Raw genomic sequence first — 24,573 nt, forward strand, 5'->3', positions numbered from 1 at the left:
TTGAGTAAAAAAGGGGAACGCTAGCGTTCCCATTTTTTAAATCAACCGAGTAAACTTACCAAATCTTAACCCGATCTTCTGGGGCTAAATACAGCTTATCACCTGGCTTAACATCAAATGCGCGATACCAAGCATCTAAGTTACGCACGGTCAGTGCGCGGTACATGCCGGGCGCATGGCCATCGGTAGCAACGCGAGCACGCAGCGCTTCATCGCGCATTTTAGTGGCCCAAGTTTGTGCAAAGCCAATAAAGAAGCGTTGATCGCCGCTAAAGCCTTCAATCACAGGCGCGTCTACCCCTTTGAGTGAAGCATGGTAAGCATCATAAGCCGCAGCTAAACCTGCCACATCGGCAATGTTTTCACCTAAGGTGAGCTTGCCATTCACATGCAAATCAGGGAATGGAGCATAGGCATCAAACTGCTGGGCTAACGCATCGCCTTGTTTAGCAAACTGGGCAAAGTCAGCGGGAGTCCACCAATTACGCATAGCGCCAGTTGAGTCAAACGCTGCACCATTGTTGTCAAAACTGTGGCTGATTTCATGGCCAATCACAGCGCCTATTGCGCCATAGTTGTAAGCCGCATCGGCCTTAGCATCAAAAAATGGCGGCTGCAAAATACCCGCAGGGAAGTTAAGCGCATTTTGCACCGGCAAGTTCACTGCATTCACCACTTGCGGGGTCATCCACCACTCGCCTTTATCCATTGGCTTACCAATTTTGGCTAACTGATGGGCATATTCGACTTTTTCGCCGTTAACGGCATTTGCGTAGGCATTGGTTGCAGAAACTGCGTAGCTGTCGTAGTTGCGCCATTTATCGGGATAACCGACGCCCACTGCGATAGTTGCTACTTTCGCTAAGGCCTCTTTTTTAGTGGAAGGGTCCATCCAATCTAATTTTTCAACTCGCTGACCAAAAGCTGCCACTATGTTATCCACCATAGTGCTCACTTCTGCCTTGGCAGATGCTGGGAAATATTGCTCAACATAGGCATGACCTACGGCATCCCCTAAGTATTGGTCAAGGGCGCTTAGGGCGAGTTTGTCGCGGCTTCGCTGCTCTGGCGTGCCAGAAAGCTTAGTGCCATTAAAGGCAAATGCAGCTTGATCAATATTTGATGGCAACACATCGGCATGGCTATTAATGTGATGAAACACCAACCAATCTTTCCATGCATTTAGCGGCTCTGAAGCCACTAATGCAGAAAGGCCGCTAATTGCAGTGGCATGGTAAGCAGCAAATTTTGGTTGATTACCCAACTGCGCGGCATCCCAAAAAGCAGCCCAATCTATGCCCGGCGCTTTAGTATCAAAATCAGCGCGGCTCCACACGCCCGAAGATTTAGCAAAATCTTCACTTTCTTCACGGCTAGCATGGGCGGCGGCAATCTTGTGTTCAAGGGCAAAAATCCGATCGGCGCGGGCTGCAGCATCACTCACACCTGCGTCTTTAAGGAGTGTTTCAATATAGGCACGATAAGCAGTGCGAATCTCAGACATTTTAGGATCGGCAGATAGGTAATATTCGCGCTCAGGTAAGCCTAAACCGCCCTGTAAAATATAGGGTAATACTTCGCCCGGTGTGGCGAGTCCTTGGGTTACAAAAATCCCGAACAGGTTTTCGGTAGAAAAGTCGGTTGCATTAAGTGGATCAACATCAGCGCGTAAATTTGCGCCTAATATCGCAGATAAATCTTGTTTGCTGCTAATGGCCTCAAAACGGGCAATATCAGCCTCGGCAGGTTTCATTCCTGCGGCGTCAATCGCGGCGGTATCGATGTAAGCCTTGTAGAAATCTGCTATACGCGCCTCATCGCTGCCCGCGGCGTGCTGCGCGTTAACCAGTTTAGCAATCAGGCTAGTATTATGTTTTTCGGTCGCTTCAAAGGCCACCAGAAAAGCACCCGTGCTGGAACGATCGGCCGGGATCGCCGTCGTTTTCATCCACTCGCCATTGGCGTAAGCATAAAAATCATCCCCAGGTTTTACGCTTGGCATCATGGCTGCCAAATTAATACCGATAGGCATTTGAGTCGCAACGGCTTGGCTTTTAGGCGCAGTTTCACTGGTTTTTGCAGTATTTTCTTGGCTGCTATCATTGCAAGCTGTGAGCCCTGTCAGTACTGATGTAGACAGTAACAGCACGGGAATAAGACGATCAGACATGAATAACTCCTCTGTTTTATTATTATATTTTGGTCGTGGCAACAGCACGTTAATTTAACTGTACAGCTAGTTTATTTAGCTCAGCGCTCGTCACCCTTTTGGCTAAGCTCAATCACTTGACCCAATGGCTTGGCAGTGTAACTGGCTGTGGGCGCAGATGTAAAATAAAGCCACTTTTTATGATAAAAAATTAATATAAAATAGCGATTTTTATCTAATCTAGCCGTTTAAAAAGGCACGCTAGCATGACCAGCAATAAAACGATGAAGACGAAAAAGCCGACGTGATGCCGGCTTAATATTATTTATAGCTGGGTTACAGCTTAATTTGTGAGTACTGAGCCCATGCAACCACTTGTCCCATTTGAGGAATGATCCACACCGCGGTTTGCTCATTTTGATAGATACGATAATAAAATAAGTCTTCATCGCGGATATCGTGTTTACGGATTTCACGATAAAACTGCATCGCAGAAGCGCTAACTTCATCCGGCTTTGTCAGCTCTTTTTGCTGCACCTTAACGTGGAATACATCCACTTTAAGGTTACTGATTTCAGTTTGATACTGTTCAAACTCGCCGCGGATGGTGTATTTAATCGGTGTCGTTAAGCAATCTTGATCTGTGATACATGAGGTCGAATAAAACTTACCCTTATTTTTGCCCTCGTACACTAGAGACATACTGAGATCGTTACGCACTAACAGCTCGCCCGCAACAGGGAAATAAATATCCGCATGGTAATTATGCTCAAGCAGTTCACCCATGGCAGTATCACCCGTTGGCAACACAATACGATTGTAACGAATGCGTTGCTCCATTTGCTGACTGAGCGGAATAAACTCGGCCATATTCAAACCTGCCGGTTTTGCATCTAACGCGGTGATATTAATGATACCGCTACCATTACAGGCATCGGCATCTAACTCAGGGCAAATTGCCATCGAATAATTATGCCCATCCGTTGCCACAAAGGCACTGAAATGCTTAATGCTGTCAACAAGATTACCTTCAGGCGCTAAATGTTTTTGCCACAATGACGGGTGCAAATGTTCCTCATCACCAATGTAGAACATTTGCGCGGTTCCAACAGTGCCACCGATATTGAGACTGATAAATTTATCGGCATGCCACTTAACCAAATTTTTAACCATGGCATGGCGGTCACTCACATACCAGACGATCGCCAAGATAACGCACAGTAAGGCAATGCCCGCAAATTTAGTCCAAGCAGATACCCCAACAATGGCATCACGGATAGCGTCTGCATCATTTATTGCTAACATTTTTACATGGGATTGCTCTGAAACATGCAGTTGATAACCACGGCGGGCGATGGTTTTTAACTGCACTTCTGTATAGGGTTCTAACTTTTTACGCAGGGTACTAATGCACTGAGTTAACGATGTTGGCGCAACAACGCGATCAGGCCAGCCAGCCTCTAAAAGCGCTTCCTTGGTAAAAATCGCATTAGGGGATGATAACAATAAAGCCAACACCGCCGCTTCAGAAAAGGTCAAACTGATGGATGTACCATGCACTTGATCGACTAATTGTTTAGCCTGTTCATCTAACAATAAATAAGCAGTAATTTTATGCATGTTAAGCGCCCGATAAATCAGTAAAAACTGATAAGGTATGATTGCACTAACCATTGGCAACCATATTAGGACAACGTTTTTATCCATAAGCTGGAGTGACAAAGCATCACCAAGCTAATAGGGTTTACGTTACGTTTTAACAACATAAAATACTGTGACTGCATACTCAGTTTAGTTATTGTTTAATAAGCGCTAATTCCACCTAATGTAGCAGGTGCTAATTAAATTTTTTGCTGTTTAAAGACCCAATGACAGCAAAAGAGTAAGCCGATAATCCAGCCAGCAAATAAACAATACATTAAGGGTAATCCAAGGCCTGTTTGCGCTATTAGCGTAAGGCTACTTTTCGCAACGAGCGTATCAGCGGGATTAGCAATCAAATTTAAGGCGCGAAATAAATCGGTAGGATTGAATAAAATCACTATGTTAAATAACTCGCGATTAAGTATGTCGGCCATCGCGACTAATACAGTAAGTAATACCAGATCATATATTAGCGCCAGTACAAACCATAAAATAAGTAATATTCCTAATGCCTTAGCTTTTTCTCGCACACACAAACTGACCCAATAGCCTAATAAAATAAAGATTAATGATAGTAAAATACTGCTGAGGATTAAATGAGTAAATCCGCTGACTATGGTTAACTGAACCTTAGCATCACCTAATAAAATCAGCATTAGCCCTGTCACGCCAAAGCCTAAAATACAGGCAATCGCCATCACGCAACCATGGCCTAAAAACTTACCACACAGCAGATGCCAGCGCGCTAAAGGATAGGTCAACAATAACAGTAAAGTACCGGCCTCTTTCTCCCCCACAAAGCTGTCATAACTCAACAAAATCGCACCTAACGGAAGAATAAATACCGATAATGTGACTAATCCAGAGAGGGTTTGTGCAGGCTCAAACATGGTTAAGCTGCCAGATATAGCGCTGCCCATAAAACTCACGCTCAATGAAAGCAGTAGCAATATTGCCGTCATCATCCATAACCAACGGTTACGCAGGTTATCCTTAAATTCTTTCGCGGCGATAGTGCTAATAATGCTCAGGGCGCTTAAATGGCCTCCCCCCGATAAAACCTCGGTTTGACTCATGTCATCGACTCCCGCTTAAGGTCATTAGTCATACTCACCGCTTGAAAGGCCGTAGGGGATAAAATAGGCGCTGGAATATCGCAAACGCTGCCCATAATACTTTCCATATAGTGATGAAATATATCCTGCAAGCTCGGCGGCTCTACAGAAAAGTCCACTAGCTTCATTTTTTGTAATAAATGATGTAATACCGCGGCTTTTTGGCTGGGCGCTATGGTCAGCTTTAAGCCCTGCTGCGAAGATGTGTTCACACATGCACTTAAAATAGGCTCGCTGAGCACCTCTTGCTTCTGTGTTTGGGATAACGAGTGTAAAAAAATTTGGCTGGGTAACTCAGTTGCCGCCCTAAGAGAGGCTAAGCTTCCGCCAGCAAGCATGCGGCCTTGACCTAAGATCAAGGCTCTTTCCATTTGATCTTGCACTAATCCTAACTCATGGGTGCTAATGATAATGGCGCAGCCTTGGGCTTTAAGTTGCGCGATTTTTTGATATAAAAATGCCGACGCTAAGGGATCTAAACCCACGGTTGGCTCATCGAGTAATAATATTTTGGGGTTGGCTAATATCGCCTGTGCGAGCCCAAGGCGCTGACGCATTCCCTTTGAAAAGGTATTTAAACGCTGATTTTTAGCGGCCTCTAAACCAAACTCGGCAAGTAATGTATTGGCTTTTGCAGGGGCGATGCCCTTAAGTTTTGCGAAATACTGCAGCAGTTCCAAAGCGGTCATGTTGTCATAAAAGCTTACATTTTCAGGTAAGTAACCTAAAGATAAACGCTGCTGTGCATTCATGGCTCCGATATTGTGACCTTGCACGAAGATCTGGCCGCTGGTGGGGGCAATAAGCCCTAAAATCAATTTAAGTAACGTTGATTTACCTGCGCCATTATGCCCAATGAGGGCGATGACTTCGCCTTTTAACACATCAAAACTCACATTTTGCAGTGCCTTAAATTGGTTATAAGACTTAACGACATTAATGGCTTTAACGGCAATGTCGCTATGCAAGATAGCTTTATTCGCAGAGTGTGTAACCGCTTGATGATTCATCGCGAAACTCCATCAACTTGCGCAGGCTCGCCCCAACGCATTAAGGGGAAGCTGTCACTAATACCACTTGTTGCTTGGGGCTGAAATTGTCGCTCGACCCAACGTAGTAGCAACACTACCGGACTTTCCATTAATAATTTTGCCTCTGGATAAAGCCAAAATAGTTTATCTAAACTGTCGTTAGGCCGATGCACAAGATCGCCAATGCCATCGGAATCTAAATCCCAGCCTTGATATTGCGACCAATAGTTACCCTGCCCCTGATAACTCCACTCCAGTTGTGCGTCGCCCACGTATTTTACTTGGGTTTGATTTGCCACAATACGATTACGCCACAGACGATTTTTCTCACCGCCCATCGCCATACTGATCCCCGTATCGCTATGACTAAACTCATTATCTTCAATGCGATTATTTTGCGCTGCGTAGATAAAAATACCTTTGCCCTCATTACCTAATTCCACGGTTCCCTTAGGATTATGAATATTACTAACGCTGTTAGCTTGTACATGGCAGGACTCAGTGATATTGAGCAAAATGCCAAAGTCACGCGCCTGAGTTACGCGATTATGGTGTAGATAAATATCGGTTGAGCTCATTAAGGCATAACCCCCATCAACGGCAATGGCTTGGTTTTGCCACGCTTCGTCAGTTTGGGTGTACATGTAATGGATACCGTATTGCAGCTTGGTAAATTGATTTTCAGAAATGCGGCTGTGGTTAACAGACTCCAGATACACGCCATCACGGACAAAAATAAGCTGGTTATTATGAATTTTCGGAGCAGTAACATGCTTAAGGTAAATACCATCGCCCCTATCCAATACATAAATAGCGCCATTACCACTAATGCTGTTAGCAAGGATTTCGGGCGCATTTATGTGTTCGCCATAAATACCAAAACCCTCACCTTCGAGGCGATTGGCGGTGATCAGCACGTTATCCGCCCCTTGCTGTAGCAAGATCCCCGCATCACGATAATAGAGATCTCGCCCCCAATGACGGATATTGAGCCCTTCAATAGTCACCTTGGCGGCTTCAACAATTAACGCACTACCTTGGCGCTGTGCATCTAAAGTAGCGCCAGCTTCACCTTTTAAATGAATAGATTGCGTCACACTAAATGATCCGTTGTATACCGCTGTCGCCAGTACAATAGTGTCACCATCTTGAGCCTTACCGAGCGCCAGCGTCAGTGAATCAGTATCTGTCACCCGAGTGAGCGCTGCCCAGCTACTGCAAGAGGCAAAGCACAACAGCCCAATAAAGAGTCGATGCAGCTTCATCTTTATAGCCCTACTTATCACCCGCCAACAGTTCTAATGTAATGTCGTTGAAGGTCAACACGCGACCGCCATATTCTTTGGCAAAGGCTTCGGCGGCGGCCTGAGTACTAAAAGGAGCAACCGCGGGTCCCATCACGGCTTTTTTAGTCGTGCCATACACATAAAATGCACTTTTTGCATCGATAAACGCACTATCGTCTGGCTGCTCCCAATGGGTCGTGGCGGCGTCATGCACCATCATATAATCAATCTGGCGCTTGTTTTCGCTTTGCAAAGCAAAGTTAAACATATCGCGACTAGAACAAAATTTAGGCACCATTTTGTCGGCTTTGAGGTGTACTTGCCCTTTGGGGCCAGGATATTTAGTGATCACCATGCCGCACAAATGACATCGGTCATGTTCATGGATCATCTCGGCTTGGTGGATTTGCTCGGTCGCCTCACTTTTATTGCCACTAAATAGCAAAGGTATTAACAGTAGTAACCCATAGTACATCTTCATCTTATTGCTCCTGTTGAATAAAGAATCAACACCTCGTCAAGGCACCTTGCAGGGACAGTCCTGTACGACGAGGGTTGATAAAAAATGACATCCGGCCGCCAACTAACTGAAGTTTTTAAATCCCACAGCTTTATGCAGAATTAAACTGTACATAATTACGTTTTAAGGTAATCACACCTCGTTAAATATTGACTTAAAAAACTCTATCTAGCGGTCTAATATGAAACATGATTCACTTACTCAAAGTGATTAATGACTCGATGCACTACCACTTTCATTCAATTTTATTTGCGCTTTTTCTATAGCGGTATAAATCGTATCGCGATTGATATCAGCACTTGGCTCTGCCAACAATTGCTGCCAATGACTAATGGCCTCACTATAGCGAGCGTTTAAATAGGCATCGGTGGCGAGTAGCAAGCGTGTTTGAGGTTCTGTAGACCATAAAGCCAGCGCTTGATTGATCACTTGTGTGGTTTCAGGGCTAATTTGGCGTTGATCGCGGTAGTAAAGCGCATTAGCTTTACTGCCGAGCACCTCGGCATCTTCACCCGTCAGCAGTAATAGTTTGTCTAAGGTTTGCACCGCATCAGCATACAAACCACCAGCACTATAGGCCTGTGCCAGAGACATCAACGCCAAGGTATTTTGCGGCTCTTTTTCAACCAAACGAATCCCCTTGGTAATATCGGCCGCGACTAAATAGTCAATATTTTCATCAACTTTACCTTGGTTCCAATCGTGAAAACGGCCAGTTTGGCTGTAAATAGCTAGGGTCAGTAGCACCAGTAGCGCGCCCATTAACAAAGGTGCTTTAGCGGATACGGCAGGTAATTGCGCCATATCTTGTGCAAGATTTAAGCGGCGGTGTTGCCAATAAATATAAGCAACAAACAGCCCCAAACACATGCTAATTCCTAACCCTAGATCCACGGTTTTATCCCCTAAACTGAGCGCCTGTTATCGTCATCAATACCGCGAATAGCCACTATTAACTGTGACCTGGCATCATGCTTTTGTTTTTTATCTCTTTCATTTCGCTTGGAGTTTCAATATTTTTAAGCTCAACATCAAACACCAAAGTGGATTCAGGCGGGATCACCCCGACTGACTCTGCGCCGTAAGCAAGACTGGCCGGGATCACAAAGCGATATTTAGCGCCCTTAGGCATCAGTTTGATCCCCTCTTCCCATCCGGGGATCACTGACATCAAGGCAAAACGCGTCGGCTCTTTACGACCAACGGTGTTTTCAAACTCAGTGCCATCAATCAGTTTGCCCACGTATTCCACTGTCACAACATCTTCTGCTTTAGGTTTATTACCTGAACCTTGGTTGAGGACTTCATATTGCAAACCCGATGCTGTGACCTTAACGCCAGACTTTTTCTGGTTTTCCGCTAAAAATGCGGCGCCGGCTTTTTTGGTTTCTACCATTTGTTTTTCAGCGACTAGCGTTCTAGCGGCGTTCAGTTCTTCAGCCCGCTGATTAAGGTAGGTCAACACTTCTTCATCGGTCAGTTGTTGTTTATCTTTGAGTGCATCGATAAAACCTTGCACCACCAAATCAACATTCACCGCTGAACCCAACTCAACTTGGTTATAGACTTGACCAGAAATGTAATTACCGATGGATGCCCCCATGCTGTATGAGGTTTTATCGGCATCGGTTTGCAAACTGGGCGCTGCAAAACTTGCCATAGAAATAAAGAGTGCCGCACAGGTCGCCACTGTGACGGTTTTTGGAATAAAAGAAGTTGGCATACGTGTTTTCATATTATGTTCTCTTTAGTAATTAACCCTGTGAGTTTCACTTTTTGACCCGCAAACTAAACTGACGATAAATCTTGTCTTAACTATGGCTTTTCAATGACTCGGCCTGACATGCGCCAGCCAAAAATGCCGTCAGCCATATGCCGCACACCGGTGTAACCTAATTTCATGGTTTCTCTGGCGGCCATATTGCTGGTGGTACACAGGCGATTGGCGCAATAAAACACCATCACCGCATCTTTATTCTTTGGAAGTAACTCTCTCCAATTCTGCACATTGAAAAAAACCGCCCCGGGGATAAAACCATCCGCCCATATTTCCAGCGTATTTACGTCAAAAAAATAAACCTCCTGCTGCCCGACTAATGTTTCGGCTTCCATCATTGAAATTGGGTTAAGTTCGATTTCGTTATAAGGCACTTCGGACATCTCAGAGCCACCACCCGCCACCACAGGCATTGCCATAATACCCATAGCTAAGATCACTAAGGTTTGAGTAAGGCTGCGACGCAGTAATGTATTCATAATCTGGTTCTCAAATTCCCCGACACCCAGAGGTGTCGGGGATAACTAGGGCTTACATTAAACTAGGCTTTTTTTGCACTTAGGCCTTTAGCATCAATAATGGCTTGGGCTTGAGTAACATAGGTCAAAGCTGCGTCTAAACGTTTGAGTGAGTAACGAGCACCGTGTGCACCCCATGAACCATCATCTCGAATGAGCTTGATGACTTCTTCGGCTTTATCGGTAAACATCAACACCTGCGCTTTGTCTTCTGTCGATAACTTAGCCTTTGACATTGACTTATCGATACGATCGAGTGCTTCCTCTACTTGTGCAAAGGTTTCTTTCACTGGCTTTTGCCACTTCTGAACTTTGCCGTAGATTTCCATTTGGTCTTTGAAATGCAGACCGGCTGGCAACTCTGATTGGAATTGGCTATGACAACCTTTGTTGTCAACCACATCGTGGTCTGACACTGAGGTACGGGCACAAGTCCACATTAAATCGAGGTAGTTATGGCCCTGCTCATCTTTCGCTACAGTCCAACCTTTAGTAGAAGATTCGCGTGACTTGCCTGCTGGTGGGTTGAGTGTTTTACGTAATGGATCCACATCAATTTTCCACATGTGGGATTTACGTACGTTATCAAAGCCCGCCATGTCAGGCACCTGAATAGCGGTAAAGTTTTCACAGCTTCCCATGTTTGGCATGTGGCAGCTTTGACAGGTTTGCTTACCATGCGTCTTAGTGTTTTTAGCAATTTCAGCCTGTGCAGCATGGCAGTCGGTACACTCTTTGACTAACTTAGGTTTCGTGATACCAGCCTTCCAATCGCCATCGGTGACTTCATGCGGATCATGACATGTCGAGCAACGCATACCTTTGTCGTAGTGAGCAGAGGCAAACATTTGCGAGCCTTCAGTACCACAAGATGGGCATGATGACTTCATCTTCACGTTGAAGGCATATTCCAGCTTTTCTTTACCTTGAGGTGTCTGGGCTAGCTCTTCAACAAAGTTGAATCGCTGGTGACAACGCTCACAGTTTGAAGGCATGCCGCCGCCAATACCGCCATCTAAGTGACCCCCTGCGCCATGACACTCTTCACAGGTAATACCCAGTGAAACAGTGTGTTTTTGCAGTTCTTTAGGGTTGCCTAACGCAGCAAAGAACTCTTCTTTGGTTTTAAAGTCAAATTTGAAGCTATGGCACATTTCGCAATAGGAGCTAGCTGGTTGGAATAAAAACTCCTTTTCATACTTAGCGCCGTATGAGCTCATGCCCCACTGGTGTGAACCACTGGTACCAAATCCTTCCATCGTTGTTGGGAAATCAGGGACGACTTTTTGGATTTTCTTTGCCATTTCAGGCGTTAACCATTCAGCCCAACCACGGGAGAATTGGTTACCACCGGCCACCATAGTACCGGTACCGTCTTTAAGCAGACCATCGCGAATATGGTAAGTACCGCGAACTAAATAGCCATCAATAAAGCCATATTTGGTTCTTGGTGTTCCCACTGTGGCGTAAATGGCGTCTGGCGTAATACCATCTGGCAGAATCGACGTATCTTTAGTGCCATACATTGTTTTTTCTAAATCGTTATCGACTTCTGGGTGGTTACCAGGGAAGCGTAAGGTTTTAGAATGGCGTGAACGTTTCCATTTTTCATACTGTGGGCCATGGCATTCACCACATTTTTCAGGCCCAACAAACTTATTAGGGAAATCCAATATCGACTTAGCGCCAAGTCGATATTGCAGTGCCATAGGGCGATTACCCTCTTGGTGTTGGCTATATTTTTGACTGTCACCACCGTGTAAATATTCTTCCCCACGGTCACTGACTTTATAAGTACCCTTTAGGCGGCCAGCTTCTGCATATTTAAATACCGGATGATTTTCAAACAGAAAATCAAATAACTCTTTTTCTTGAACGATATAATCCTGAAGGGTTCTCACACCCCGAGATTCAAATGTTACATCGGGATTGGCCATAATAGCTTGCGCCTCGGCACTTTGCTGTTTATTGCCATAACCGGGCTTGACGTCTCCTGCAGACTTAGCGTCAGACGCTAACCCTACCGCACTGACGACAGTGCCTAAACAAAACAGCACACTTAATGCTGCCTTGGATTTCCATCGTTTCATCATTCACTCCTAATTATCATTAGTTTTATATTTTTCACTGAACATAATTGTTCTCGGAACGACACAAACAATTGATCAGTGACTGCATGATGAAGAACGACGGTGATGAAAAATCAGAGCTAGAGCACATTAAATTCTTATAAACAAATCAAGATAACAAGCACCACATTTAAATCAAAAAAATCAATAACATAATTAAATTAACTTGTTAGTTTTTTAGAACAAAAAACACCATTTTTAGTTCTAAAACAATCTAAAAATAACTTTTAACTTTAAAAAATATTCAACGAGACAAATAAAGGAATTAATAAAGGAATAGATCACATTTTTTTAAACAGCATTCGAATAACCTTGATCAACAAAATAGCGAATCGCCAACATAAAATATAAAAATCAATTTAACCAACCATCAATTCATTACTAATAGCTTAATATTTTACACTTTATAACGACTTAATAATTAATAATAACTTAACACTTTCCAATAACTTAATACTTACGCCCTATAGCCATTAAATAGTGTAATAACCCAAAGGAAATAAATAAATGACCGTAATGCTGCCAGAAATAGGACATGTTTTGCTAATTATTAGCACTGTTATTGCACTATTATCAGCATCAATAGCATTCGTCGGCATTTATCGAAATAATGCTTACCTATTAGGATGCAGTCCTATTCTATTTCGGGCATTATTTCTCGCAGTATTCACATCACTCCTCTGCCTAGTTTATTGCTTTGTCACCGATGATTTTTCTGTTGCTTATGTTGCCAACCATTCTAATAGTCAATTAGCGCTGGGATATAAAATCGCAGCCGTTTGGGGTAGCCATGAAGGTTCAATGTTATTTTGGGTATTTGCCATTGCGCTCTGGGGCGCCATTATCAGTTATCGTCTATCGATAACCGATTGTACCCACGCTAACAGCAGTGACCGCTACCAGGATGCGTTGTATTTTGCCAGGTTACTGGCGATTTTATCCTTAGTGATCCTCGGCTTTAACCTGTTTTTACTGTTTACCTCTAATCCTTTTGCTCGTTTATTACCTGATTTTCCGATTGAAGGGCGCGATCTAAACCCCATATTGCAGGACATAGGGTTGATACTGCATCCACCTATGCTCTTTCTTGGCTATGTTGGGCTGACCGTTTGTTTTGCAGCGGCCTTAGCATCACTACTAGGGGGGAACTTTAATGCTAGCCAAGTCAAGCATTTACAACCTTGGGTACTATTCGCGTGGATTTTTTTAACGGCGGGTAATGCCTTCGGCTCATGGTGGGCCTATAACGAATTAGGTTGGGGCGGATGGTGGTTTTGGGATCCGGTAGAAAACGCGTCTTTTATTCCTTGGCTGGTCGCGACAGCGTTAGTGCATTCCGTCATATTAACCAAACGCAGTCAGGGCTTTAAGATCACCACTTTACTCTTGTGTCTATTAGCTTTCTCGCTGTGTTTACTCGGCAGTTTCTTAGTCCGTTCTGGCATAGTGCAGTCGGTGCATGCTTTTGCCTCTGACCCCACCCGTGGTATGTCAATCCTTTGTTTACTCGTGCTTTTTGTCAGCGCCGCTTTACTTATTTTTGCGCTCAAAGCCCATACCTTCAGGCAAGATGTCAACTTTGCGCTTTTCAGTAAAGAAACCCTCTTGTTGCTCGGCATTATTCTTTTAGTGGTGGCTGCATTCTCAGTGTTACTGGGGACTTTTTATCCCTTACTCTACGAACTACTCGGTTTAGGAACACTTTCCGTTGGCGCGCCTTACTTCAATGCGATCTTTGTACCGCTCACCTTTTTACTCGTGTTGTTAATGGGTATCGCTCCCTTAGCCCAGTGGCAAAAGGCATCAAAAGCACAACTTAAGCCCTTGCTCATTCCGGGTATATTGGTATTAGCCTTAACCTTATGGATAAGCTTTCAAGCCGCCAAGGGGGACCATTTATTTTTAATGCTTGGCACTGCAGCAGCGCTTTGGTTACTGGTTTGTTTATTACTCACGCTGATGACGGCATTAGGATGCTATAAGCAAACCAGCAAAAATAATCCCGTAAGCGTTGATGCTCACAATGCAGTAACCCCTCTTTCTAAACGCCGCTTGGTGGCGATGCTAATCGCCCATTTTGGGGTGGCGATTACGATTACTGGCGCTACGGCTGTATCATTTTTTGAACAAGAAGCCCTGCTTCGAATGGGACCTGGGCAAGGTAAACCACTAGCGGGTTATGTACTGGTTTATGAAAGCACAGAAAATGTTGATACCAATAGTTTTACCGCTATCCAAGCCAATATCAGTATTCGCGATGCCGCCCAAGATGAGCGAGTATTAGCCTATGTTACGCCCCAACGGCAAACCTTTAAAAGTAATGGTATGGAAATGTCCCATGCTGGTATTGACCACGGTCTATGGCGGGATATTTACGTTTCAATGGGCCTACAACTGAGTGATAACGAATACCTTATCCGCATCAGCTATAAACCTCTGGCGAGTTGGATATGGCTTGGTGCCTTATTCATGATATTAGGTGGTGCTATCGCGGCGTGGCCCGCTTGCCGCCTTGGCTATCTATCTGATGTTGAAGCTTTAGATGTTAAAACCTTAGATATCGAAAACTTACATAACCCATCAAATCCACTACCGCAGGAGAGTATTGCCTAATGACCCCATCATTTCGCTCACCTTACCTCAGTTTTTTAATGGGGTTACTTGTTATCACACTATTTTTGGGAGCCGCGATATTTTTCTTTATGGCGCAAGAGCGACCAATCGCTAAAGTGTCTAATCAACAACAGGCTATGGATATCAGTAAAGTGCTGCGCTGCCCTATGGCAACCAACCAAAGCCTATTTGAGTCTCAAGCACCTATCGCCCATGAGCTTAAAGCGCAGATATTTACCATGCTGGAACAAGGACAAAGCCAAGACGAGATTATTCATTTTATGGTGCAACGCTATGGTGAAAAAATCCGTTATCAGCCTGAACTTAAAGACTCAACCTTGGCGTTGTGGTTTGGGCCATTCCTGTTCCTATTACTCGGTGTAGGGATTTGCCTTGCGCTCACTAAACGTAGTGCACCACGCCCTACTCTTTAAAAAATAGAGGATTAATCTATGAAACGATATTTGGTTAGGCTCACGCTGCTGTGTGGTTTTGCTCTATTAAGCACCATAGTCCAAGCCCACTCTTTACAAAATAAACTTTACGATACCGGTGAAGCCATTCCTAAACCTAGGGTAATGACTGGCTTTGTTGAAATGCAGCACGCGCGCGGGGTGCCAAATGTCCCCTTCCTCGATGAGGCAGGACAAACTCAAACCCTAAAGCAGCACCAAGGCAAACTGGTGTTAGTCAATCTTTGGGCAACTTGGTGTGTACCTTGTTTACGTGAAATTCCACAACTGCAGCAGCTTAAGCAACAATATCAGGACAAAAATATTGCCATAGTGCCAATCTCTATCGATGAGGATCTTAAAGAAGTTCGTCCGTTCCTCACTAAACACAATTTTAAAGACTACCAAACTTGGTTTGACCCAACGCAAAACATAGAACAAATCATTCCTGCAAACGTGGTTCCCGCGACGTATTTTTTTGATGCTAAGGGTAATCTGGTGGGCTTTGTTCGCGGATATTTAGACTGGGGTGATAAAGACGTAGCACCTTACCTAGACCAGTTGATTGCCAAGTACGGCCAATAACCAACAGGTTAATCAGTAAGTTAATCACTAAAATCTCCTTCGGTACACACCACCCGTAATTAACCGAAGCCCGCTGCACTAATATTAGCAGCGGGTCTTTTTATACGCTTGACCCCATCGCGGAACTTTGTATTTCGCGGCGCATTTCTTTAAAATTGCCGCCAAACTCTTTATATCAAGGCAAATCAGATGAAACTCACCCGCTTAACACAACCTATTTATGACCACTTATATCGTGATATCAGTGAGTTTCGTAGCACCTTCGACTTGCCCGTTAATGATGTTAATTCATTAGATGACAAGGCCGATACCTTACATACGTCCTTGATTATTGAAGAACTCACTGAGTTAACTGAAGCCGATAGCCGTATCGAGCAAGCCGATGCCATCGTCGATTCTGTTTATGTATTAATGGGACGTTTAGTACATTTAGGTGCCAAGGCAGTAACTGACAGGCTCGAAATCAGCTACCTGATTGACTTGTTGCTTTGCGTGGCTAAAAACCGTGAAATTGATTTTATAAGCTGCTGGGATGAAATCCATTCGAGCAATATGAGCAAAGTGTGCCGCAACGAACAAGAACTGGCTGAGACGATTGCCTTTTATGCCAAGCAAGGTGTAGACATTGTCGGCAGCCAACAGGGCGACTTCATTATTGCGAAATGCGCTAAAGATGTGCAAATGGCCGGTAAAGTGGTTCGCCAAGGCAAGGTACTAAAATCGGTATACTACCGCCCAGCGGATCTCACTAAGCTGGTTAAAGCCTAAGTTTTATAACTTTGTTTAGGGCCTGTTATTTACAGGCTCTTATTTCGCTCAAGCGATTATCCAGCAGTAATGACTTTTCAGCGTGTGTTTTAACGAGGCAATCCGTATGAATCCTGCGAAAGTAGTGCGTGCTGAGGTGAAGCAATTAACTGATTTGCCGAATATTGGTAAAGCCTGTGCGGCGGATTTACGTTTGCTTGGTATAGATAAACCAGAGCAACTGCTGGGGCAAAATCCCTACGACCTATATCAAACTCTGTGTAACAAAACGGGCCAGAGACATGACCCGTGCATGATCGATGTGTTTATCTCCATTACCCGTTTTATGGCGGGTGAAGATGCTAAACCTTGGTGGTTTTACACCGAAGAGCGCAAAAATACCTTATGGCAGACTAAGCCTTAGCTTTTAGCTTCACGCCTATTTATCACTTTGTATAATTTCAGGCTCATCCCTTAACCATTCCCGCCAAATCGCCACCAGCAAGGCCATCAACACTGGGCCGACAAACAAACCGACAAAACCCATGGTTTTTACGCCGCCAATCAAGCCAAAAAATGTCGGTAAAAAAGGTAATTTAATTGGCCCACCAACCAAATTAGGCCGCAGGGTTTTATCGACAATAAATAGCTCTATGCTACCCCAGAGGAACAAACCGACACCCGCAGTCGTATCGCCAGTGCCGACCAAATAAAGTGAAATTAAGGTAAACATGGTGGGCGCGCCGCCGGGAACCAAAGCCATAAAGGCGGTAAATACCCCAAATGCTACGGCCGATGGCACACCGGCAATCCAATAGGCAATCCCTAACACTATGCCTTCACCAATGGCGATAAGCGTCATGCCAATAACAGTCGAACTGACCGTAGCAGGCACCACTCGAGAAAAGCTATGCCAACGGGCGGGTAGCACTCGCTCACCGATAACATCCAATTGTTTCGCCACTTGTTCACCGTCTTTATAAAGAAAAAATAAGGTGATCAGCATAAAAATCAACGTCAATAATAAGCCCAACGTGTTCCAGCCCAACTGCAATACCCAACGGGAAATGCCACTTAAGTTCTGACCGCTGATGGCGCTGATGATTTTGCCTAATTCGTGGGGCTCACCAATAAATTGCTGCCATTGCAGGGTCAGCCACTCACCCATCCAAGGTAAATCTTTGATCCACACAGGCACAGGCGAGCCGTGTTGGTTAGTAAATACCAACCAATCAACCCAGGTTTTAATCTCTTGTAACGCATAGGAAAATACCAACACCAGCGGGATAATCAGCCCAAGCACGATACAACACAACGCAATGGTCGCCGCCAATGCAGTGCGATTCCCGCATTTTACCAATAGTTTTTGATACAGGGGCCAACTCGAAAAACACACGATCAAAGCGGCTAAGGCGGGCACTAAAAAGTCGATAAAAAAGAACACGCCAGCACACAACAGCAAAATCAATAGGGTACGACCAATCGCGGCATTACTAAAAATTGGCGTCATAGGGCTAAAATTTCCCACAATAAAAACGAATGATAAAGTAGAAAATACTCGGCATTACGCCAAAGTCCTAACGTTATAAAGGAGTTATTGAACTGACAACTGCTCGACAACTTTCTCGGGCTGGCTAAAATCAGTAATACGCTGCATCACTTTACCGTCCTTGACCCAGAGTAAAGTCGGAATATTTCGAATGTTAAAATGATTAAACAACACGCCTAACTCATCGATACTAAAGTCTATTTGTGTTTTATACAGCTGCTTAAAATCCGCCAGTGCTTTATCGTCAGTCCACAGGTGATTTACCACGCCATGCCAGGCTTTATTGGGTAGTTTTTGCACGAGATCATTTAAACCATTTTGCACAGCAACACACTGTTTAGACATCTCAGGACGGCTCTTGGCTAAGTACCAATCGCACCATGTTGCGGTAAAAAACAGTAAATGCTCACCCTGAACCCAAGGTTTGAGTAACTTAGCCGTTTGCTCCGCATTAGGCGCATCGGTTGTTTGCGCCGTTAACTCTTGGCCACTGGCTAACATATCAATAAATTTATCTAAATTAGCGTCTGACTCATGGCTAGTGTAAACCACATCACCCGCACGATTAATTAATACGCTATAGGGCGTGCCGACCAAGCCTAAAGCCACACCTAACTCGCCTTCATTATCTAACCACACGGGCATAGTCAGCCCAAAACGCGCGATAACCTCAGCAATCTTAGGCTGCTCTTCATTAATATTGATGTTCACTGCGACGATATTAATCTTGTCCTGATACTTCTTCTGCAGGGCTTCAAAATGTGGCATTTGCTCCATACAAGGCTGGCACCAAGTAGCCCAAAACTTTAGGTATATCGGCTTGTCACCCGCCACACTGGCTAAGGTCACTTGCTGCTGATCTGGATAGGTTTTAAGTGTGATTTGTTGATAGGCTTTATCGCCCGCAAATGCAGTAAAACTCACAACGGCAAGACACATAACAATGATTTGACGTAACAACATAACGTTATCCTTAAATCTATAGAGGTCAGCAACATCTATGACCATCGATATTAATCATTTGAAGCCGTGCTATAGGCTCATGCACAGGCTGAAGGAACGGCTGAATTAAGCCGTTGAGCTTAACTCGCGGTAAATCATTAGACGACGAGTATAAACCAATATACCGCTAATTTAGCTATGTAAAATACAAGTATTGGAGAGTAGATAATGGCAAAGATATCGCAACTTATCACAATGGCACTCTGTGATACCTAAATCATCAAGTGCAAGATATTAAATATAAGATATTAAAAATAATTATTTAAAATCAAAACCTTACAAAGCAACCTTTATTATATAAATCCAACCTAGCATGCTTTTCGTAACTCGTGGATTTGGCCAAGCGCATTAGCGAATACTTGAGGATCATCCACAATAAGGTTGACCACACTGAACGACTCTGGCAATTGGCCCATGCCACCATAATAAGTTTGGGGCTGCTTAAAAATCAGCTGCACATTCGCGGTATCGCCACGGCCTATTGTCAATATTTCTGAAGCACCGCCCACTTGCTGTTGCTGCATATGAGTCGTAAACATCCCTAATTTCAGTTCATTTATCTGGGTTAAATCAATCGACATAAAACCCCAGATACCATTATTGATCATCAGCTTACCTTCCTTTTGGTACAGGGAGTAATAACGACTGATGCGGTAATTGGCAGCGATTAATACCACTGAATACAAGATCAAACCAGAAACGAATACGGCAGCAATATGACTCACATCATCCAGTAGCATGTAACTCAGTGTGGAGGCCGCGATTAAACACATTATGATGACTAAAGCATGCCAAGGTTGGCCACTCAGTAACTTAAGCTGCGTGATAGATACTGGGTGGCGACGGGAAAAATAAGGGATAGCGTAATACCAACTCGCGGGCTCTGTAGCCAGTATTAAACCTAAGGTCAGCTTCTTATCATCAGGCATTTGATTCTTTGGTAAATCAGTGTTTGATGCGCCCTCAGTATTAAGTGCTCTTAGTTGTTTCACCGCATTGCTCTGATCTTGCTCCACTGTGGCAGCATACTGAGCAATTATCGCTAATCTTGGGTCATCAGAAGCCTTTCTCGCCTGCCACAACCCCTTAATAATGCTCACCATCAAGTACAATTCGATGATCAGTAATACCGCGATAATAGGGAAACGTAACCAAGCGACAAACTCGAAATACTCTGCAATTTGAGGAGGATAACTGAGGCGAGCCATGAGGCTGCTCAAACTTAGAATGACTAATATTTTCCAGCTTTTTTGCTTACCAATTTTGATAACCCAATACCAATAAAGCAGAGGTAACAACACAAAATATAGTGCACTGACGACAGCCAAAAACAACTGGTCACTTGTTTGCGTTAACTGTTCTGGCACGATATTAAACCCAATAAAATACACAGTAACCATCAATATGAGGAAGGCTATTCGATATTTAACTGGGCGTCTTAGGCGTATTTTTAGCATTTAACATCCCTGTAAGTTGAGCTATACAACAAATGACAGCTATACATAACTGCCAAAACCATAATAGTGATAACCAATAAAGTTGCTTGACTTATCAAATACATTGGGGCAACAAGAATGAATACAAGGCTGGCTTAAAAACACTCAAGTAGATGGTTAAACCATCAAGCCTAAAGCTAACAACTTTGTGAGCTCTGCAGCGGGAATAGCTTGACAGCCTGAAGCATTTTGGCCACACCACAGTGGGCTAAAATCATCCAATCCTTGCTCTTCTGCCACGCTTCGCAATACGGCAACAGCACTTGCTGCAAGAGGGAAATCGGGTACGGCTTGGTTAATAGGCCCTAGTTCAGCCATAAAGCGATTCACTATGCCGCGTGCGGGGCGACCAGAATATAAGTTAGTCAGCGCAGTATGCTGCGCTGCCTCACTTTGCAGCGCGGCGCGGTGAAGCTTACTGGTGGTGCATTCAGGGCAAAGTAAATAGGCCGTCCCAACTTGCACCGCCGAAGCGCCCATAGCCATCGCAGCGCGCACGGTTTTGGCATCAACTATGCCACCTGCGGCGATAACGGGCACAGCAACGGCGGCGATGATTTGCGGCAATAAGCTAAAAGTGCCGAGCTGCGCAGTTAAATCATCGGATAAAAAATGCCCTCTATGGCCACCAGCCTCTAAACCTTGAGCAATAATAGCATCCACGCCATGCGCCTCTAGCCACAAGGCTTCTGCCACTGTGGTTGCGGTAGAAATCACTTTAGAGCCCCAAGATTTAATCTCTAGCAGCAAATCATCATTGGGTAAACCAAAGTGAAAACTCACAACTTCAGGTTTAAATTTGGCTAACACTTCAGCCTGAGCACTGGTGTAGGGCGCGCGTTGTGCTCCCGCAGCTTGCGTATCAGGATGGATACCCAGCTCAGCAAAATAAGGCGCGAGTTGCTTGAGCCACATGGCTTGTTTTACCGCTTGTGGTGCGGGCTCTTGATGACAAAAGAAGTTTACATTGATGGGCTTAGTCGTTTGGGTACGAATATGCGTTAATTCAGTGTGCAAAGCCTCAGGGGATAACATGGCGCAGGGCAACGACCCTAAAGCGCCCGTTTGCGACACGGCTATCGTTAAGGCACTGCCCTGAACACCCGCCATAGGCGCTTGAATAATCGGTAATTTTATCCCTAGCAATCGGGTTAACTGACACGACATATATCACCTCCTTTGGTGGTTTATTCCTTTGGCGATTAATTCTAATATTCGCAGTTTAAACTTAGCGACTTACATCAAATACAACATTGAATACGTTGCCACCGCTATAAAAATACTATCGTGATATTAAAATGTAACCATTTGGTATTGGTAGACGCAAGCCTAAATGCGCTTTTGCTCCACTCTGGCGGTAAGTTCTGCGTGGCTTTCTTTACGCTCACTGTATCTGTCGGTTAAGTAATCCACATTTCCCCGCAGTAACAGAGTAAATTTCATTAACTCTTCCATCACATCCACAATGCGATCGTAATAGGCTGAAGGTTTCATCCGCCCTGCTTCATCAAATTCTTGCCACGCCTTCGCCACCGAGGACTGATTTGGGATCGTGAACATCCGCATCCAGCGACCTAATATCCGCATTTGATTGAGGGCATTAAAAGATTGCGAGCCGCCACTCACCTGCATAATGGCCAAGGTTTTACCCTGTGAAGGACGAATTGCCCCCTCACTCAGCGGGATCCAATCAATTTGGGTTTTCATTATGCCGGTCATAGCACCATGACGCTCGGGTGAGCACCACACCATAGCCTCACTCCAGCGCACCATTTCCCGTAACTCTTGCACTTTAGGGTGCGTATCGGGGGCGTCATCAGCTAACGGCAAGCCTGATGGATTAAAAATCCGTACCTCAGCACCCATGCGGGTAAGTAACCGTGCGGCTTCCTCGGTAGTTAAGCGACTGTAAGAGCGTTCACGCACTGAGCCATATAGCATGAGCACTCGAGGCGGATGCGCATCTGGCAACAGCATAAATTGCGCCGCCTGAATGCGACGGTCTAACAACTCAGACTTCAGTGCTGGCATGGGCTCTGGCACGTTATTTGATGCGTTATCTGAAGCTGACACGTTATCTAAAGAAAGCGTGTTATCTAATAGATTCATTATGTTAACCTTTTTCCCTTTATATCAATCACAGCGTCACCATCTTCTTTGCTAAAAGCACCTTGCTGTACGTTAGGTAATATATCCAGCACCAACTCAGAGGGGCGGCATAACCTTGTGCCAAGTGGAGTCACCACAATAGGGCGATTAATTAAAATCGGATGGGCCAACATAAAATCGACCAATTCATCGTCGCTAAAACGGTCATTGGCAAGCCCTAATTCTTCAAAAGGTGCCACATTGGCGCGCAGCAGCGCCCTTGTCGTTATGCCCATAGCAGTAATCAAGGTAAGTAACTCGGGCCGCGATGGCGGGGTTTGAAGATAATGAATAATGTCAGGCTCAACACCGCTATTACGAATAAGCGCTAGCGTATTGCGCGAGGTGCCACAGTCTGGATTATGAAAAATACGAATAACGCTGGCTGCTTGCATGATTTTCTCTCTATTCACCAAAATTTAGTTAACTATCTGTAATCAGCACCTAATATTGCGCGCCTACAATAGTCCGTCACATGCTCAATAAAAGCCGCGTTAAAAAGACAGACGAACCGCCAGAGCAACAAGGGTCACTAACAGTATCGGTAACGTCATCACAATACCGACTCTAAAATAGTAACCCCATGTAATAGTGATATTTTTTTGTGATAGCACATGCAACCATAACAAGGTGGCTAAACTACCAATTGGAGTAATTTTAGGCCCAAGATCGCTACCAATAATATTGGCGTACACCATAGCGTCTTTAATCACACCGCTGGCTTCGCTGGCCTCAATCGACAGGGCGCCAATCAGTACAGTCGGCATATTATTCATCACCGAAGATAAAAATGCCGTCAAAAAGCCCGTGCCTAAAGTCGCGCCCCAGATACCGTATTGTGCGAAGGTATTGAGTATATTCGCCAGTAAATCCGTCAGGCCCGCATTGCGTAAACCGTATACCACCAGATACATGCCGAGCGAAAAAATAACGATTTGCCACGGCGCTTGCTTGAGCACCTCAGTTGTATCGATAACCTTACCGCGACGGGCAACGCCCCAAAGAATCAAAGCGCCAACAGCGGCAACCACACTCACGGGGACACCTAAAGGCTCTAGGGCGAAAAATCCAATCAAGAGTAACGCCAACACCAGCCAACCAACCTTGAAGGTTTGCGGATCGCTAATTGCCTCATTGGGCGACTTTAGCTTAGCAATATCGTAAGTAACTGGAATATCTTTACGGAAAAACCAGTGCAACATACCTAAGGTCGCCACAATTGCCACCAGATCAACTGGCAGCATCACGGCGGCATAGTCCATAAAACCCAGGTTAAAAAAGTCTGCCGAGACAATGTTCACCAGATTAGAGACAATCAGCGGCAAGCTAGCGGTATCGGCAATAAAACCCGCCGCCATTACAAAGGCTAGAGTCGCACCGCGGCTAAAACCGAGCGCCAATAACATCGCAATAACGATAGGCGTGAGGATTAACGCCGCGCCATCGTTAGCAAATAATGCCGCCACGCAGGCACCGAGCAAAATGATATAACTAAACAGCCAACGCCCTTTACCATTGCCAAAGCGGGCCACATGCAATGCCGCCCACTCGAAAAAACCCGCTTTATCTAATAATAAACTGATAATAATCACTGCGATAAAGGTGGCCGTCGCATTCCAGACTATCTGCCATACCACAGCAATATCACTCAATTGCACGGCGCCTGTGGCAAGCGCCATGGCAGCACCAATCGAGGCGCTCCAGCCAATCCCTAAGCCCTTAGGTTGCCAAATCACCAAGATTAAGGTCAGCGTAAAAATCGTTATCGCCAGTAGCATGGTCTTCCCCGCTATACATACATTTGAAACGTAC

22 protein-coding genes are annotated in these 24,573 nt (G+C 44.8%); 5 read left to right on the forward strand and 17 right to left on the reverse strand.

The features are described from left to right. Positions 1 to 55 precede the first annotated feature (55 nt). The 10 genes from BW947_RS10455 to sirA form a co-directional block, all read right to left on the reverse strand. On the reverse strand, positions 56 to 2,170 hold the full coding sequence (locus tag BW947_RS10455; RefSeq protein WP_076499358.1) for a M13 family metallopeptidase: 2,115 nt from the start codon (positions 2,168 to 2,170) through the stop codon (positions 56 to 58). Between the two features lie 315 nt (positions 2,171 to 2,485). After that, positions 2,486 to 3,769 carry a winged helix-turn-helix domain-containing protein gene (locus BW947_RS10460; RefSeq protein ID WP_076499468.1) on the reverse strand — a complete coding sequence of 428 codons (1,284 nt, stop codon included), beginning with the start codon at positions 3,767 to 3,769 and terminating at the stop codon, positions 2,486 to 2,488. 221 nt (positions 3,770 to 3,990) lie between these two features. Further along, positions 3,991 to 4,869: an ABC transporter permease subunit gene (locus BW947_RS10465; protein WP_076499361.1), complete on the reverse strand. Its 879-nt coding sequence runs from the start codon at positions 4,867 to 4,869 to the stop codon at positions 3,991 to 3,993. Continuing rightward, positions 4,866 to 5,918 (reverse strand): ABC transporter ATP-binding protein, encoded by a 1,053-nt coding sequence (locus BW947_RS10470; protein ID WP_083948173.1) that lies wholly within the window; start codon positions 5,916 to 5,918, stop codon positions 4,866 to 4,868. The genes BW947_RS10465 and BW947_RS10470 overlap by 4 nt, the downstream gene beginning before the upstream one ends. Then, complete coding sequence (gene nosD / locus BW947_RS10475; RefSeq protein WP_076499364.1) at positions 5,915 to 7,204, reverse strand: nitrous oxide reductase family maturation protein NosD; 1,290 nt, start codon at positions 7,202 to 7,204, stop codon at positions 5,915 to 5,917. The genes BW947_RS10470 and nosD overlap by 4 nt, the downstream gene beginning before the upstream one ends. A gap of 10 nt (positions 7,205 to 7,214) precedes the next feature. Then, complete coding sequence (locus BW947_RS10480; RefSeq protein ID WP_076499367.1) at positions 7,215 to 7,706, reverse strand: nitrous oxide reductase accessory protein NosL; 492 nt, start codon at positions 7,704 to 7,706, stop codon at positions 7,215 to 7,217. 249 nt (positions 7,707 to 7,955) lie between these two features. Next, a complete protein-coding gene (locus BW947_RS10485; protein WP_244153240.1) occupies positions 7,956 to 8,639 on the reverse strand; it encodes a tetratricopeptide repeat protein in 684 nt (227 codons plus the stop codon). Positions 8,640 to 8,697: 58 nt separating this feature from the next. Continuing rightward, positions 8,698 to 9,480, reverse strand: coding sequence for an FKBP-type peptidyl-prolyl cis-trans isomerase (locus tag BW947_RS10490; protein WP_076499372.1), 783 nt, complete (start codon positions 9,478 to 9,480; stop codon positions 8,698 to 8,700). Positions 9,481 to 9,560: 80 nt separating this feature from the next. Then, positions 9,561 to 10,001, reverse strand: a complete 441-nt coding sequence (locus BW947_RS10495) for a rhodanese-like domain-containing protein (RefSeq protein WP_076499375.1) — start codon at positions 9,999 to 10,001, stop codon at positions 9,561 to 9,563. Between the two features lie 62 nt (positions 10,002 to 10,063). Further along, positions 10,064 to 12,130, reverse strand: a complete 2,067-nt coding sequence (sirA, locus tag BW947_RS10500; RefSeq protein ID WP_076499377.1) for a dissimilatory sulfite reductase SirA — start codon at positions 12,128 to 12,130, stop codon at positions 10,064 to 10,066. A 546-nt stretch (positions 12,131 to 12,676) separates the two neighbouring features. On the opposite strand from sirA, the gene BW947_RS10505 reads away from it, so the two are divergent. The 5 genes from BW947_RS10505 to BW947_RS10525 all read left to right on the forward strand — a co-directional run bounded on the left by BW947_RS10505 (position 12,677) and on the right by BW947_RS10525 (position 16,990). Continuing rightward, on the forward strand, positions 12,677 to 14,782 hold the full coding sequence (locus tag BW947_RS10505; protein WP_076499379.1) for a heme lyase CcmF/NrfE family subunit: 2,106 nt from the start codon (positions 12,677 to 12,679) through the stop codon (positions 14,780 to 14,782). After that, entirely contained in the window at positions 14,782 to 15,216 is a 435-nt protein-coding gene (locus BW947_RS10510; RefSeq protein WP_076499381.1) for a cytochrome c-type biogenesis protein, read from the forward strand. The genes BW947_RS10505 and BW947_RS10510 overlap by 1 nt, the downstream gene beginning before the upstream one ends. 18 nt (positions 15,217 to 15,234) lie before the next feature. After that, positions 15,235 to 15,819: a TlpA family protein disulfide reductase gene (locus tag BW947_RS10515; RefSeq protein WP_076499383.1), complete on the forward strand. Its 585-nt coding sequence runs from the start codon at positions 15,235 to 15,237 to the stop codon at positions 15,817 to 15,819. Positions 15,820 to 16,008: 189 nt separating this feature from the next. Beyond that, a complete protein-coding gene (locus tag BW947_RS10520) occupies positions 16,009 to 16,587 on the forward strand; it encodes a nucleoside triphosphate pyrophosphohydrolase family protein (RefSeq protein ID WP_076499385.1) in 579 nt (192 codons plus the stop codon). Between the two features lie 106 nt (positions 16,588 to 16,693). Continuing rightward, positions 16,694 to 16,990: a helix-hairpin-helix domain-containing protein gene (locus BW947_RS10525; RefSeq protein WP_076499387.1), complete on the forward strand. Its 297-nt coding sequence runs from the start codon at positions 16,694 to 16,696 to the stop codon at positions 16,988 to 16,990. A 15-nt stretch (positions 16,991 to 17,005) separates the two neighbouring features. Here BW947_RS10525 and BW947_RS10530 read toward each other — a convergent pair whose 3' ends face one another. From BW947_RS10530 to BW947_RS10560, 7 genes are all read right to left on the reverse strand, one after another. Further along, positions 17,006 to 18,076, reverse strand: a complete 1,071-nt coding sequence (locus BW947_RS10530) for an AI-2E family transporter (protein WP_076499389.1) — start codon at positions 18,074 to 18,076, stop codon at positions 17,006 to 17,008. Between the two features lie 84 nt (positions 18,077 to 18,160). Then, entirely contained in the window at positions 18,161 to 19,078 is a 918-nt protein-coding gene (locus BW947_RS10535; RefSeq protein ID WP_076499391.1) for a TlpA family protein disulfide reductase, read from the reverse strand. Between the two features lie 347 nt (positions 19,079 to 19,425). Further along, positions 19,426 to 20,574 carry a hypothetical protein gene (locus BW947_RS10540; protein ID WP_076499393.1) on the reverse strand — a complete coding sequence of 383 codons (1,149 nt, stop codon included), beginning with the start codon at positions 20,572 to 20,574 and terminating at the stop codon, positions 19,426 to 19,428. A 156-nt stretch (positions 20,575 to 20,730) separates the two neighbouring features. Next, positions 20,731 to 21,780, reverse strand: coding sequence for an NAD(P)H-dependent flavin oxidoreductase (locus BW947_RS10545; RefSeq protein WP_076499395.1), 1,050 nt, complete (start codon positions 21,778 to 21,780; stop codon positions 20,731 to 20,733). A gap of 162 nt (positions 21,781 to 21,942) precedes the next feature. Further along, a complete protein-coding gene (gene arsH / locus BW947_RS10550; protein ID WP_425272275.1) occupies positions 21,943 to 22,722 on the reverse strand; it encodes an arsenical resistance protein ArsH in 780 nt (259 codons plus the stop codon). Next, the gene (arsC, locus tag BW947_RS10555; protein ID WP_076499397.1) at positions 22,722 to 23,156 is read right to left on the reverse strand and encodes an arsenate reductase (glutaredoxin); all 435 of its coding nucleotides are present in this window, start codon (positions 23,154 to 23,156) and stop codon (positions 22,722 to 22,724) included. The genes arsH and arsC overlap by 1 nt, the downstream gene beginning before the upstream one ends. Before the next feature lie 99 nt (positions 23,157 to 23,255). Then, positions 23,256 to 24,539, reverse strand: coding sequence for an arsenic transporter (locus tag BW947_RS10560; RefSeq protein WP_076499399.1), 1,284 nt, complete (start codon positions 24,537 to 24,539; stop codon positions 23,256 to 23,258). Positions 24,540 to 24,573 lie beyond the last annotated feature (34 nt).

Source organism: Shewanella morhuae (genome assembly GCF_900156405.1).
GTDB classification, from domain to species: Bacteria; Pseudomonadota; Gammaproteobacteria; order Enterobacterales; family Shewanellaceae; genus Shewanella; species Shewanella morhuae.